General features: G+C 70.4%; 12 protein-coding genes. 5 read left to right on the forward strand and 7 right to left on the reverse strand.

Annotation, left to right across the window (positions count from 1 at the left end; genetic code table 11):
• Positions 1 to 5: 5 nt before the first annotated feature.
• Both AC07CM_RS28690 and AC07CM_RS28695 read right to left on the reverse strand, forming a co-directional pair.
• Positions 6 to 1,565, reverse strand: coding sequence for a sodium:solute symporter family protein (locus AC07CM_RS28690; RefSeq protein WP_478879335.1), 1,560 nt, complete (start codon positions 1,563 to 1,565; stop codon positions 6 to 8).
• Between the two features lie 159 nt (positions 1,566 to 1,724).
• Positions 1,725 to 2,510, reverse strand: a complete 786-nt coding sequence (locus AC07CM_RS28695; protein ID WP_478879336.1) for an SDR family oxidoreductase — start codon at positions 2,508 to 2,510, stop codon at positions 1,725 to 1,727.
• A gap of 88 nt (positions 2,511 to 2,598) precedes the next feature.
• On the opposite strand from AC07CM_RS28695, the gene AC07CM_RS28700 reads away from it, so the two are divergent.
• Complete coding sequence (locus tag AC07CM_RS28700) at positions 2,599 to 3,447, forward strand: hypothetical protein (RefSeq protein ID WP_478879337.1); 849 nt, start codon at positions 2,599 to 2,601, stop codon at positions 3,445 to 3,447.
• 27 nt (positions 3,448 to 3,474) lie between these two features.
• Here the strand turns inward: AC07CM_RS28700 and AC07CM_RS28705 are convergent, their stop codons facing one another.
• A complete protein-coding gene (locus tag AC07CM_RS28705) occupies positions 3,475 to 5,412 on the reverse strand; it encodes an MFS transporter (protein WP_478879338.1) in 1,938 nt (645 codons plus the stop codon).
• Positions 5,413 to 5,598: 186 nt separating this feature from the next.
• Positions 5,599 to 8,013: a D-alanyl-D-alanine carboxypeptidase gene (locus AC07CM_RS28710; RefSeq protein ID WP_478879339.1), complete on the reverse strand. Its 2,415-nt coding sequence runs from the start codon at positions 8,011 to 8,013 to the stop codon at positions 5,599 to 5,601.
• 181 nt (positions 8,014 to 8,194) lie between these two features.
• Between AC07CM_RS28710 and AC07CM_RS28715 the strand changes: the two genes are divergently transcribed.
• From AC07CM_RS28715 to AC07CM_RS28725, 3 genes are all read left to right on the forward strand, one after another.
• Positions 8,195 to 8,950 carry a GOLPH3/VPS74 family protein gene (locus AC07CM_RS28715; protein WP_478879340.1) on the forward strand — a complete coding sequence of 252 codons (756 nt, stop codon included), beginning with the start codon at positions 8,195 to 8,197 and terminating at the stop codon, positions 8,948 to 8,950.
• 242 nt (positions 8,951 to 9,192) lie between these two features.
• Positions 9,193 to 10,050 carry a helix-turn-helix domain-containing protein gene (locus AC07CM_RS28720; protein ID WP_478879341.1) on the forward strand — a complete coding sequence of 286 codons (858 nt, stop codon included), beginning with the start codon at positions 9,193 to 9,195 and terminating at the stop codon, positions 10,048 to 10,050.
• A 191-nt stretch (positions 10,051 to 10,241) separates the two neighbouring features.
• A complete protein-coding gene (locus tag AC07CM_RS28725; protein ID WP_478879342.1) occupies positions 10,242 to 10,433 on the forward strand; it encodes a DUF397 domain-containing protein in 192 nt (63 codons plus the stop codon).
• Between the two features lie 123 nt (positions 10,434 to 10,556).
• Here AC07CM_RS28725 and AC07CM_RS28730 read toward each other — a convergent pair whose 3' ends face one another.
• Together AC07CM_RS28730 and AC07CM_RS28735 are read right to left on the reverse strand one after the other, a co-directional pair.
• Entirely contained in the window at positions 10,557 to 11,063 is a 507-nt protein-coding gene (locus tag AC07CM_RS28730; RefSeq protein WP_478879343.1) for a glutathione peroxidase, read from the reverse strand.
• The gene (locus AC07CM_RS28735) at positions 11,050 to 12,060 is read right to left on the reverse strand and encodes an ArsR/SmtB family transcription factor (protein ID WP_478879344.1); all 1,011 of its coding nucleotides are present in this window, start codon (positions 12,058 to 12,060) and stop codon (positions 11,050 to 11,052) included. Before AC07CM_RS28735 ends, AC07CM_RS28730 begins: the two co-directional genes overlap by 14 nt.
• Positions 12,061 to 12,162: 102 nt before the next feature.
• Between AC07CM_RS28735 and AC07CM_RS28740 the strand changes: the two genes are divergently transcribed.
• Positions 12,163 to 13,353 (forward strand): MFS transporter, encoded by a 1,191-nt coding sequence (locus AC07CM_RS28740; RefSeq protein ID WP_478879345.1) that lies wholly within the window; start codon positions 12,163 to 12,165, stop codon positions 13,351 to 13,353.
• Here AC07CM_RS28740 and AC07CM_RS28745 read toward each other — a convergent pair.
• Complete coding sequence (locus AC07CM_RS28745; RefSeq protein WP_478879346.1) at positions 13,298 to 14,125, reverse strand: slipin family protein; 828 nt, start codon at positions 14,123 to 14,125, stop codon at positions 13,298 to 13,300. The two genes, AC07CM_RS28740 and AC07CM_RS28745, sit on opposite strands and share 56 nt — an antisense overlap.
• Between the last annotated feature and the right edge of the window lie 38 nt (positions 14,126 to 14,163).

A 14,163-nucleotide genomic window follows, 5' to 3' on the forward strand; every position in this document is an offset into this window, starting at 1 on the left:
GCCGCCTACGGCGCCCCCACCACGTCGTCCCCCGCCCCCGCGGGCACCGGTACCGCCGCCATCGCGTCGCCGTCCGAGTTGACCCGCTCGATGATCGCCAGGCGCTCGGGTGTGTCCTCCGGCTTCAGGTAGCCGATCAGGATGTAGAGGACCAGGGAGACCGCCAGCGGGATCGAGACCTGGTACTGGAGCGGGACTCCGCCGTCGACGTTCCAGTTGATGGGGTAGTTGACCAGCCAGAAGGCCAGCAGGCCCGCCGCCCAGCTGGTGAGGGCCGCGGTCGGGCCGGAGCGGCGGAACGTGCGGAGCAGGCCCAGCATCATCGGGATGGCGATCGGGCCCATGAGGCCGGCCACCCACTTGATGACGACCGTGATGATGTCCTTGAAGGCGGGGGAGTTGACCTGGGTCGCGACCGCCATGGAGAGGCCGAGGAAGACGACCGTGGTCACGCGGGCCGCGATCAGGCCCGAACGCTCGCCCCACGACCGTGCCTTCTCGGACAGCACCGGCGCCACGTCACGTGTGAACACCGCCGCGATCGCGTTGGCGTCGGAGGAGCACATGGCCATGGTGTGCGAGAAGAAGCCGACGATCACCAGGCCCAGCAGGCCGTGCGGCAGCAGCTGTTCGGTCATCAGGGCGTAGGAGTCCGAGCCGTCCGGCTTCCGGGCGTGGACGAGGAGCGGGGACATCCACATGGGGAAGAAGAGGACCACCGGCCACACCAGCCACAGCACCGAGGACAGCCGGGCCGAGCGCTCGGCCTCGTGGGCGCTGCCCGTCGCCATGTAGCGCTGGGCCTGGTTCAGCATGCCGCCGTTGTACTCGAAGAGCTTGATGAACAGGAACGCCAGGAGGAAGACCGTGCCGTAGGGGCCGACCAGCGGCTTGCCGTGGCCGTGCAGCGCGGGCTCGTCCCAGGCGCCGAAGAAGCCGATGTCCTTGTCGCTCAGCTTCAGCACGACCGCGACGAACATCGAGACGCCGGCCAGCAACTGGATGACGAACTGGCCGAGTTCGGTCAGCGCGTCCGCCCACAGGCCGCCGATCGTGCAGTAGACGGCGGTGATCGCGCCGGTGATGAGGATGCCCTGGTTCAGCGACACACCCGTGAACACCGACAACAGGGTCGCGATCGCAGCCCACTTGGCGCCCACGTCCACGATCTTCAGCAGCATGCCCGACCAGGCGAGCGCCTGTTGCGTCGGGAGGTTGTAACGGTTCTTCAGGTATTCCAGCGGGGAGGCCACATGGAGCCGGGAGCGCAGTCGGTTGATCCGCGGCGCGAACAGCTTCGAGCCGATGGCGATGCCGAGCGCGATCGGGAAGGACCAGGTGATGAAGGAGGTGACGCCGTAGGTGTAGGCGATCCCCGCGTATCCGGTGAACATCACCGCGCTGTAGCCCGACATGTGGTGCGAGATGCCGGAAAGCCACCAGGGCATCTTGCCGCCGGCCGTGAAGAAGTCGGAGACGTTGTCCACGCGCTTGTGCGACCAGACGCCGATCGCGACCATCACTCCGAAGTAGCCGATCAGCACGGCCCAGTCGAGACCGTTCATGTGTCCCCTTCCAGGGTTCGCAGCCAGGGTCAGGCATGTGAACTCTGGTTTCGAACATGGACGCACGGCAAGGAAGGGGAAGGTCAAGAGCGAGTAAAAATGTTCGTTGTAGTGACCTTCGTTCACCTACGTGAACAGTAAAACGACTCCTGCGCCACCTCAGCGCATCAGCTCACCGGCGTTGACCAGCAACGACTGCCCCGTGATGGACCTTGCCCGGTCCGAGGCCAGGAACACCGCCGCGTCCGCCACGTCCCCGTCCGTCGCAAGCTCCGGCAACGCCATCCGCTCCGTCAGCCGTCCCAGCACCTCCGCCTCCGGCACCGACTCGGTGTACGCGGTGAACTGGACGTAGGCCTGCACCGGAGGCCCCCACATCCAGCCCGGCAGCACCGTGTTGACCCGGATCCGGTACGGCCCCAGCTCCCGCGCCAGCGAGTACATCGCGCTGGTCAGCGCCCCCTTCGAGGCGGCGTACGCGGCCTGCTTCACCTGCGAGGGCGCGGCCACCGCCGACTGCGTCCCGATGAACACCACCGCGCCGCCGCCCGCCTTCAGCCCAGGCAGGCACGCCCGGGTCATCCGCAGCGTCCCCAGCAGGTTCACGTCGATGACCGACTGCCAGGTCGCGAAGTCCGCGTCCTCGACCCCGCCGAAGTGCGAGTCCCAGGCCGCCACGTGCACCACGGCGTGGAGCCCGCCGAAGCGCTCCCGGGCCAGCGCGGCCAGCGCCTCGCAACTCCCCTCGTCGGTGATGTCGGTCGCCCGGTACGCCGTGTGCCCGCCGTCCGGATCGATCTCGGCCGCGCTCTTGGCGAGGTTCGCCTCGGTGCGCGCCCCCAGCACCGCGTTCCCGCCGTCCCGTACCACGGCCGCGGCGACCTGGTGGCCGAGGCCGGCCCCGACCCCCGAGACGACGACGGTCTTGCCTGCGAGCAGCGACATGGCGGACCTCCAGCTGTCCTGGCTCTGGCGCATCATCTGACGGAGCGTCAGAGTATGGGCGAGCGCAGGAGGACGGAAGGGGAGCGTCATGTCGGAGGAGACCGGCACCCGCAGCGAGACGTACGCCGAACTGGCCGCCGTCGGCCCGTACGGCGTCCACCCCGGCCATGCCCTGATCACCATGGTCGAACCGCACCCCGGCCACGAGTACGCCTACAACCGCTGGTACGAGGACGACCACTACTACGCCGGGGCCATGGCCATGCCCTGGATGTACGCCGGCCGCCGCTGGGTCGCCACCCGCGACCTGCAACTGCTGCGCTACCCGGAGAAGTCGGCCGTCGCCCAGCCCGTCACCGCCGGCTGCTACATCTCCACGTACTGGATCACCGACGGCCGCTACGCCGACCACATGAAGTGGACCGTCGCGATCAACAGACGCCTCAACCGCGACGCCCGCGTCCACCACGACCGCACCCACGTCTTCACGGCCTTCCAGGACCACGAGACGACGGTGTACCGGGACGGCGCGGGGGGTCCGCGCGACTTCCACGCCCTCGACCATCCCTATGCGGGGCTGGTGGTGGAGGTGATCGACGCGGAGTCGGGGGAGCGGCGGGCCGAGCTGGCGGAGTGGCTGCGCACCCGCCATCTGCCCCGCCTCCTCGCGGGCTCCCCGTCCGCGATGGTGACGGTGTTCCGGCCCACGCCCCTGCCCGGGGACCGCATGACGTACGTGAAGCAGGTGGAGGGCGTCGACACCCGGCTGACCCTGCTGTGGTTCCTGGAGAAGGACCCGCGGGAGTGCTGGGAGGAGCACTTCACGGGGCTGGACGAGCAGGTGGGGGAGTCGGGCCTGGGCCGGGTCGAACTGGTGGCACCGTTCATCCCCACGATCCCGGGCACGGACACGTACGTCACGGAGCTGCGCGGCTGACCGGGACCGGCGGGCGGGTGGGGCAGCTCATTTCAGCTCGTCGGGGCATGGAGTGCCGCGCGGCAGCTGGTACGGCGCGGCCAAGTGGTACGTCCCGGCCCTGGGCGCGAGCAACATCGTCCACTTGTCCCCCTTGGAGTCCTCCGGCGACTCCATCAGGCACCCGTTGACGTTGTTGTACGTCAAGGCGCCGGACGCCTTCTGCGGCGGCTTCAGGCTCTTGCCCTGCCCGTCGACGATGCTCAGCCAGGGCGAGTACGGGATCTTGATCAGGATCCGCCCCGGCCTGCGCACCTCCAGCGTCATCTCGCCCTGCTCGGCCCGGTCCACCACCGCGTCGGGCTCGGCGAGCGGCGCCGGGTCGGTCACCCGGAACAGCTGCCAGTTGGCGTCGCCCCAGACCTGCTTCAGATACGGCATCCCGCGCTGCAGGAGCGCCCGCTCGCGCTGACCGCCGTCCCCGTCCGGGTTGTCCTTCGGCAGCACGACGAAGTGCACGGCCCAGCGCTGCAGCCACTCGTGGTAGTTCGCCGAGTTGAGGGTGTCGTCGTAGAAGAGCGGGTTGCGCTCCATGTCGGCCTGCCGGTTCCAGCCGCGGGCCAGGTTCACGTACGGCGCGAGCGCGGAGGCCTCGCGGTGGGAGCGCGCCGGGACAACCTCGACCCTCCCCTTCTCCGCGCCGACCTTCTGCAGCTGGTTGACCAGCGGGGCCAGTTCACGGGCCCAGGACGCGGCCGGGGTCGTGTGCACGATGTCGTCGACCGACTTGAAGCCTATCCAGCCGACGAAGCCCAGCAGCGCCAGCACGGTCGCGTACCACTTGCGCGAGCGGGGCACGGTGTAGGGCAGCGCGGCGACCAGCGTCGCACCCGCGAACAGCATCGGAAGCCGCGATATGTTCGAGCCGATCTGCGAGCTGATCAGCCACACCAGGACGACGCCGAGGCTGTAGACGGCGGCCGTCAGCCGCACGGTCTTCCACTCCGGGGGCACGAGGAACAGGCACAGCAGGCCGGACGCCAGGGGCAGTATCACCGAGCCGATCGTCATCGGCTGGGTGCCGGAGAACGGGAACAGCCAGGCCGAGGCCCCGACCACGACCGTCGGCGCCAGGCCCAGCGCATAGGCGCCCGGCCGCCGCTTCTGCAGGAACAGCCCGGCCGCGACCAGGCCCACGAACAGCCCCGCGACCGGGGAAGCCATCGTGGCGAGACCGGCCAGCGGGGCGGCGACCAGCGCCTTCGCCCAGCGTTTGTACCGCCACCGGTGCGGCCAGCAGAAGACGGCGGCGACCGCGCCCAGCGCGAACATCGTGCCGAGTCCGAAGGTCACCCGCCCGGACACCGCGTTGCACAGGAGCGCGAAGACCCCCGCGAGCGAGGCCCACAGCGGGTTCCGCACCGCCCGGCTGCGGATCAGCACCAGCGTCAGCAGGCCCGCCGACACCGTCCCGGCGAGCATCATCGTCGTACGCACGCCGAGGACCGACATCAGGTACGGGGACACCACGCTGTACGACACCGGGTGCATGCCCCCGTACCAGGCGAGGTTGTACGCCGAGTCCGGGTGCCGGCCGACGAACTCCGCCCAGGCGTCCTGGGCCGCGAGGTCGCCGCCGCTGTTCGCGAAGGTGAAGAACCAGATGATGTGCAGGGCGCCGGCGACGGCGGTCACGGACAGCACGGGGTGCAGCAGGAGCCGCCGGCGCAGGGGCTCGGCGGCGGCGAGGAGACGGGCGAGCGGGCCGGGGCGGGCCTCGGTCGGGACGTCGGTGCGGCCATCGGTACGGCCGTCCGTGTGGTCGTCGGCACGGCTGTGGGCACGGACGGCCGTGCGCGTGTCCGTACGGCTGCCCGCGCGGTCGTCGTGATGACCGTGCGTGTCAGCCGTGGACAGGCGTATTCGCGGGCCGGATCCCGGGTCCGGATCGGCGTCGTCGGCGCGTGTCGGCTCGGTTGTGGCCACCTGAAGGCACTCCCCGTGTCCCGTCTTCTGTTCTCGGCCGCTTTCCTCGGTGTTCGCGGCCGCTTCCCGTCCAGTTCGCGGCCCCGTCCCGTGACCGGCGAGCTGCCCCGATTCGTGACGCTAGCACGCACCCCGCCGCGGGGCTCCGTCGGCGGGGTGCGGCAGCGCTGAACCGGGGGGCGGGGGTCAGCCGAGACGGGTGAGCTTGTCCGTGAAGCCGGGTTCGGCCAGGTCCTTCTCCAGGGCCACCGGAACCTTAACCGCACCGGCCGAACCGTCACCCACGGTGAGCGTGCCGACCTGGGTTCCGGCCTTCGCGGTGTGCGGCACGACGCCGGCCGCGAAGGACAGCTTCACCTTCAGACCCGACCAGCCGGCCGCCGTGACGTCCTTCGTGGCCACGACCGGCGTACGGCCGCCGAGCCCGTCGTCGGCGTACCCGACGACATCGCCCTTCTTCAGGACCGTCGCCGACTTCAGAGCGCCCTGCGCGGCCCGGATCAGCTTGTCGCCCGCGTCCAGGACCCCGCTGATGATGGTGTTGTCGGAACCCCCCGCGGGCTGGCGCATCGCCGCACCGATGATGGTGCGCGTCTCACCGTCGACCTGCTGCTTCGCCGCGAAGACGAGGTTGCCGAGGGCGGAGGTGGTGGTGCCGGTCTTGATGCCGACGACGTTGTTGTAGCCGACCAGCCGGTTGTAGTTGTTGTGCTTGACGCCCTTGTAGTCGACGTACGACATCATCGCCGCGACCTCGCGGAAGGCGGGCTTCTCCATCGCCTTCTTGGCCAGCTTGACCTGGTCCACGGCCGTGCTGACCGTCGAGTCCGTCAGGCCCGAGGGGTCGGTGTAGGTGGTGTTGGTCATGCCGAGGTCCTTGGCGGCGGCGTTCATCTTCGTCACGAACGCCTTCTCCGAACCCGCGTCCCAGCGGGCGAGGAGCCGGGCCACGTTGTTGGCGGAGGGCAGGAGGATGGCCTCCAGGGCCTCACGCTCGGAGATCCGGTCGCCGGCCTTGACGGGGACGGTGGACTCCTGGCCCGCGTCCGACTGTTCCTCGGCGGGCTTGTCGATCGTGATCTTGGGGCCGTCCTCGCCGCTCCTGAGCGGGTGGTCCCGCAGGATGAGGTACGCGGTCATCACCTTCGCGAGGCTGGCGATCGGTACGGGCTTCTGCGCGCCGGAGGAGCCGAAGGAGCCGATGCCCTGGACGTCGAGGGCGGCCTGGCCGGCGCTGGGCCAGGGGATGTCCGCCTTGGCGCCCTCGAAGGTGTAGGTGTCCTGCGCGGTGAGGTCGAGGGTGGGCTGGGGGAGGGGGCGGAAGTTCTGCACGACCGCGAGGACGATCGCCAGCAGAAGGACCAGGGGGGTCCAGATCTTGACCCGGCGCAGGAGCGTGCGGACCGGGGTCTCCGGGGGCGGAGGCGTGTTCGTCAGCTCCGCCAGCAGGTCCAGCGGGGGCTTCGGCGGGAGGGGCTGCTGGGTGGTGCGCTCCGGGCCCACCTGGGGGACGGAAGTCGTGACATCGGGCTTCAGCGCGACGAACTTGCTGGTCCGCTCGGCCTCGGGCTCGGCGGGCCTGGGCTTGGAGCCGAGCTTGAGCATGGTCGTCGGCTGATCGACCTCGGGCTTCTTCGGGCGTACGGCCTTGAAGACGGTGGTGGGCTGATCGACACCCTTCGCCTCGGCGTCCGGGGTGTCCTCGGCGGCGCCCTTCGCTTCGGCTGTGCCTTCGGCGTCGGTCTCGTCCGGCTTCCCGTCCTCGGCCGCGGGTGACTCCTGGGAGTCGTCCGCGCCGTCGCCGGCCACCGGGGCGTCCTCGGCGGCGGCCTTCGCGTCCGCGTCCTCGTCGGCTTCCGGCTCCGAGTCCGTGTTCGGCTCAGGCTCCGATTCCGCCTCCGACTTCGCGGCGGCGTCCTTTTCCGACTCCTGCCCGGGCTCCGACTGCGGCTCCGACCCGGAAGTCGACTTCGACTCGGGCTTTGCGTCCGCGTCCTCGTCGGTCTCCCGGTCCGTCTCCGACTTCGCGTCGGCGTCCGCGTCCGGCTCAGTCTTCGGCTCGGTCTTCGCGTCCGTCTTCGCGGCCGAGTCGGTCTCGTCCTCGGCCTCGGTCTTCGCCTCCTCGGACTCCTCCGGCTCGGCGTCCCGGGCGGCCCCGGCGTCCTCGACGTCGGTCTCGTTCCCGGAGTCGGCCTCGTCCTCGGCGTCTTCGGGCTCCTCCAACGCCTTTGCAGTCGCGTCGGCTTCGGTCTCGGGCTTCTTCGGGCCGCCGGCCGAGCGGATCCATGCCGAGACGGCCTCGCGCAGATCGGCGTCCTCGTCCTTGGCGGGAGCCTCGGGCTCGGGGGACGCGGGCTCGGAGTGCTCGGAGGACTCGGGCTCGGGAGTCTCGGGAACGGTCGCGGCCTTCACGTCCCGGAACGAGAGAACCTTCGTCGCGGTGTCCGCCGTGCCGCCCGAGGAATCCTTTTCGCGGGATACCGCGAGGCGCGGATCACGAGCCGCGGGAACCGTACCCCCGCTCCCCGACGTCGGTTCCGCCGACGACTCGTTCTGCTTCGACCTGTCGGGGGACTCGCCCGCCACCGGTGCCTCCTCCATGCGCCGCACGCCCACTCGCGCGCCCTGTCCGAACCATGTACCAGTGTCCTGTGTGAGGGCTTGGCCCCTGTGGTAGACGAGAACGACATACCTACCGGTTCCCTCACGAACCGGTCACGCACTCTCGACAGACCAATGTGAGAGGGGTCACCCTGTCATTCATCCACGCGGGGAGGCATGGATGGGCAGGAGCCGCAGAACAATTCCGGAGGAGCTTCTGCTGCTGGCGTTGGACCCGGCCACGGGTACCACCGCACAGCCGCAGTCGCTCGACCTCGGTCTGGCCGGAGCACAGCTAGTGGAGCTGGCGCTGGCCGGACGGATAGCCCCAGACGGGGATCGTATCGCCGTGGTCGTACCACGGCCGACAGGAGATCCGACTCTGGACTGCGCGTTGGAGTTGCTGCGAAGGCGCGGCGCTCCGGTACGTGCTGTCCACTGGATCGGCGGGCCCCGTCTCGGGCTCCGCCAGGTCTACCTCTCGCATCTGGAGCGGTGCGGCATGGTCGCCGCCGTACCGGGCCAGATGTGCGGGGTGTTGCCGACGACGCGGTACCAGGCGACGGACACCGCCATCAGCCGGGAGATCCGAGCCCGGCTGGATTCCGCGATCCGCACCGGCGTACCGCCGGACCCGCGGACCGCGGCGCTCGCCGCCCTGGCCCACGCCGTCGGACTCGGCAAGCACCTGTATCCGGGCAACGAGGGCCGCTCCTCGCGTTCCCGGCTGCGGGACCTGATCCGGCACGACCCCATGGGCGGGCTGGTCGCGCATGCCGTGATGGACGTGCAGAACGGCGCGGCGACCCAGCCACGGCGCGGTCCGGCCGCGGCCGGCCGCCAGGCGGGTCCCGGATCCCGGACCGCGGCGGAACCCGCACGCGGGGTTCCGATGCAGCCGCGGCACGGGTCCATGGCACGCGCCGTGGCCCACTGAGCCGCACCGCCGGTCCCCAAGGCCCGGTACGGGAGCCGCTGGTTCGAGCGGGGCGGTGAGACCCCTGTGGTCCCACCGCCCCGCTCGACCGCGTCCGGAACCGTAAATCCGTGCCCGAACCGACGCGTACGCGCTGCATATCCACCGTTTGCCAGCGGTAGAAAGCACCTTGGTGGCAGTCTGCTCAACAGCAGATACGCAAAGTGTCAGGTAACAGGCAGGCAGCCGGAGGTGCACGTCCCGTGGCGTCCAGTGTCAATCCCACCGTCAGGCGACGCCGCCTGGGCCAGGAGCTGCGCAGGCTCCGTGAGCTCAAGGGCATGACGGCCGAAGAGGTGGCGGAGCGGCTGCTCGTGTCGCAGTCGAAGATCAGTCGGCTGGAGAACGGCCGCCGGAGCATCAGTCAGCGCGACGTGCGCGACCTCTGCGGGGTGTACGAGGTCGAGGACCAGCGGATCGTCGACTCGCTGATGGAGATGGCCCGGGACTCGCGGCAGCAGGGCTGGTGGCACACGTTCGGGGACATCCCGTACAGCGTGTACATCGGCCTGGAGACCGACGCGGAGTCGCTGCGGGTGTACGAACCCCAGCTGGTGACGGGTCTGCTGCAGACCCGTGCCTACGCGGAGGCCCTGGTGCAGGGCGCGCTGCCGGAGACCTCGACGGCGGAGATCGAGAAGCGCGTGCAGGTGCGCATGCGCCGACAGGAACGTATCACCGCCGACACCAACACCCTGCGGCTGTGGGTGGTGCTGGACGAGGCGGCGCTGCGCCGGGTCGTGGGCAGCAGGCTGGTGATGCGGGAGCAGTTGGAGCACCTGATCGAGATGTCCCAGCTGCCGCACGTCACCGTGCAGGTGCTGCCCTTCGAGGTGGGCGCCCACCCGGGGCTCAACGGGCAGTACGCGATCCTGGAGTTCACCGACGCGGCCGACTCGAGCGTGGTCTACCTCGAGGGCGTCACCAGCGACCTGTACCTGGAGAAGGCGCAGGACGTGCAGAAGTACGCCGTGATGTACGAGCATCTGCGGGCACAGTCCCTCAATGTGGAGCAATCCCGGCAATACATCTCGGACGTAGCCAAAACCTACGCCGACTGAGGCCCGCTCCACAGGAAGTGCCGGATCGTACACCGTTGTTCCGCTCCAGCGGAAGGCTCACTTGGAATATGCCATCCGCTTGAGTGAACGAATACTCCAGCAAGGGCGGTTGCCCGGTAGCGTCGATCACGCCAATCAGACACCAAGGTTGGCGTGAACCGCACCACCAGCAACTCGCAACAGGAGTGGACATGGCACTGATTCAGGGCGCTTCGGAGACGTGGATGAAGTCTTCCTATTCCGCGGGCAACGGCGCCTGCGTCGAGGTCAAGTCGCCCACCACCGCGGAACTCGCCGTTCGCGACTCCAAGGTCCACGAGGGCCCGATCCTCGCCTTCCCCGCCGACGCGTGGAACGCCTTCGTGGCTTCGGTCAAGGCGTAGGGGGCCTTCCCTGGCCCTCCCGCGTAGACACGTCCGACGACAACTGCACAAGCACCACCCCAGAGCCCTCTCGACCAGTCGCCGTCCTAGCCGAGAGGGCTCGGCTTCCTCTCCGCCGGCCGATCAGGCCAGCTGGCCCTCGATCGCCGCGACGAGTTCGGCGGACTCCGGCTCGGTCTGCGGGGAGAAGCGCGCGACGACCCGACCGTCCCGGCCGATCAGGAACTTCTCGAAGTTCCAGCGGATGTCCCCGCTGTGCCCCTCGGGGTCCGCGAAGCCCACCAGACGCTCGTACAGCGCGTGCCGGCCCTCCCCGTTCACCTCGACCTTCTCGGTCAGCGGGAAGGTCACGCCGTACGTCGCCGAGCAGAACTCGGCGATCTCCTCGGCGGTGCCGGGCTCCTGCCCGAGGAACTGGTTGCAGGGCACCCCGAGCACGGTGAAGCCCCGCTCGGCGTACCGCTCCTGCAGCCGCTCGAGCCCGGTGTACTGCGGGGTCAGGCCGCACTTGGAGGCCACGTTCACGATGAGCACGGTCTTGCCGGCGTAACCCGGCAGGTTGGCGGAGCCGCCCTGGAGGGCCCCGATCTCGACGTCCAGCGCGGAGCCGTTGTGGTCAGTAGTGGTCATGAGCGGATGCTAGCCCCGCCGGGTCACGGGTCCCTCGTCCGGCCTCGACGAGCACCTGCCCCGCGGCCGTCCGGGTGTACAGCACCGACCGCCCCGCCCGGCACCGCTCCACCAGCCCGGACTCCCGCAGCACCTTCAGATGCCGCCCCACCGAGCCCAGCCCCTGCCCGGTCACGGCTGTCAGCTGGGTGGTGCTCAGCGGGGAGGCGAGCAGCATCAGCACAGCCGCCCGGCCCGGCCCGAGCAGCGCGCTCAGCCCGGCCGGCAACGCCCGGCCGCCGTCCCCGGCGAGCGGACCGGTGCAGGGATAGATCACGGCGTACCGCTCCCGCTCCTCCCAGGCCACCCACCCCACCCGCTGCGGCGTCACCGGCACGAAGACCAGCTCGGCGCCCGAGATCTCGCGCGGCGGATACTCGTGCGCGTTCACCTGGAACCGGTTGTCCCCCAGCCACCGCGTCCCGCCCGGCCGCAACGAGTCCAGCACGCTCACCCAGCCGCCCCGGCTCACCTGCGCGGTCCGCGCCACGACGTCCGCCTCCAGCGACCGCCGGCGCCGCTCCCAGTACGGCCGCACGGTCGCCTCCCACACCCACTCCAGCAGCGCGGCCGCCCGTTCCGGCAGGTCGTCCCGGTCCAGTACGGCGGGCAGCGGGCCGGCGAGGGAGAGCCGCAGATGGGCACGGGCGTCGTCGGGCCGGGTGGCGCGCACGCGGGCGATCTCGTCGGCGAAGCCCTCCCCGTCCCGGGGCGTTGGCGTGAGAAAGTCCGCGATCCAATTCCTGCCCAGCCCCGCCCGCACCAGCCGCGCCGTCACCGGGTCGGCTTCCAGCAACGCCCGGTAGCCGGGCAGATGGGTGCGCAGCCACTGCCGCTCACCGTGGTGCGAGCCCGCGCCCGCGTGCAGCAGCTTCAGGCTCGCGAAGGTCTCGGCGAGCGGGGAGAGGACGAACCGGCTGCGGGCCAGCGTGTCCGCGTTGAGCTGCCACCATCCCACGGGCCCTTTCCCCCTCCTCGTACCACCTGTCGCCGCGTGCCACCTTTCGCGTGACCGCGAAACAATAACGAGGCCCGCCCGGACCGGCCGAGACTCCGGGGCATGCCCAGCTACCGATCCCTGCTCCGCACCCCGGAGTTCACCCCGCTGTTCCTCGGTGCCGCCGCCCAGACCGCCGCCCAGACCGTCGGCGGACTCGCCCTCGGCACGCTCGTGTACCGGGCGACCGGCTCCCCGCTGCTGTCGGCGGTGAGCATGTTCGGCCCGTCGCTCGCCCAGGTGCTGGGCGCGACCTTCCTGCTCTCCGGCGCCGACCGCCTGCCCCCGCGGACCGCCCTGTCCGCGATCGCGCTGACCTTCGCGGCCGGTACGGCGGTCCAGGCGCTGCCCGGCCTCCCGACCGGCGCGCTCTTCGCGGTCGTACTGCTGCTGGGCCTGGTCGCCTCGCTGGGCGGCGGGATCCGCTGGGGCCTGCTGAACGAGATCCTCGCCAAGGACGGCTATCTGCCCGGGCGTTCGCTGTTCAACATGATGAGCGGGCTGATGCAGATCACCGGCTACGCCACCGGCGGCGCCCTGCTGACCGCGCTGTCCCCGCGTACCTGCCTGCTGCTGTCCTCGGCCCTGTACCTGACGGCCGCGCTGGTCCTGCGTCTGGGCCTGACCGCGCGCCCGCCCCGGGCCGCGGGACGCCCCTCACCGGCGGCGACCTGGCGCACCAACGCCCTGCTGTGGTCGGCCCGCCCGCGCCGCCTCACCTACCTGGGCCTGTGGCTGCCCAACGGCCTGGTCGTCGGCTGCGAGTCGCTGTACGTGTCGTACGCTCCCGACGCGGCCGGCACGCTCTTCGCGTGCGGGGCGCTGGGCATGTTCGCCGGGGACGTCACGGTCGGCCGGCTGCTCCCGCCCGCCGTGCGCTCCCGCCTGGCCACGCCGTTGTTGCTGCTGCTGGCGACGCCGTACCTGCTCTTCTTCGCCCGGCCGTCGCTGCCCCTGGCGGCGGTGTGTGTGACGCTGGCCTCTGCGGGGTTCGGCGCGAGCCTGGTCCAGCAGGAACGGCTCATGACGCTGACGCCGGACGAACTCGCCGGTCATGCCCTGGGGTTGCACTCGGCGGGCATGCTGACCCTGCAGGGCGTGAGCGCGGCGCTGGCGGGAGCAGTGGCCCAACTCGCCACCCCAGCCTGGGCGATCACCGCCATGGCGGCGGCCTCGGTGTCCGTCACCCTCGCGCTGGCTACGGCTGCTCGGCGCTCTCCTGCGGCTGCTGAACCGGCACCTTCTTCGCGGTGAGGTCGGTGCCCATCTGCTGTGCGGCCCGGTCGAAGTACCGCAGCAGCTCGACCGGGAACGGCATCACGAGCGTGGAGTTCTTCTCGGCGGCGACCTCTACGACGGTCTGCAGGAGGCGCAGCTGCATGGCCTCGGGGGTGTCCGACATGATCCGGGAGGCGTTGGCGAGTTGCTGCGCGGCCTGGAACTCACCGTCGGCGGTGATGACCCGGGCCCGCCGCTCCCGCTCGGCCTCGGCCTGCCGCGACATGGACCGCTTCAGCGACTCGGGGAGCTGTACGTCCTTGATCTCGACGCGGTCGATGTGAATGCCCCACCCGGCGGCCGGGCTGTCGATCATCAGGGCCAGTCCCTCGTGCAGCCGCTCCCGGTCGCTCAGCAGATCGTCCAGGTCGCTCTTGCCGATGATGGAGCGCAGCGAGGACTGGGCGACCTGCCCGACGGCGAAGACGTAGTCCTGCACCTCGATGGCCGCCCGTTGCGGGTCGGTGACCCGGAAGTAGACGACGGCGTCCACCTTCACGGACACGTTGTCCTTGGTGATGCCCTCCTGGGTGGGCACCGGCATGGTCACAATCTGCACGTTCACCTTGCGCATCCGGTCGGCGAACGGGATGAGGAAGGTGATCCCGGGCTGCCGGTGGCCCGGCAGGGCCTTGCCCCAGCGGAACACCACCCCGCGCTCCACCTGGTTGACGACCCGCATGCCGCTCTTCAGCACGAGCAGCGCCAGCAGGACCACGACCACGACTGCGACGACGGTGCCTTCCATGGCACTCCATTCTCCGACGCGACTACCGCTCTGTCCGG

The sequence above is a fragment of the Streptomyces sp. NPDC044061 genome, assembly GCF_056434305.1.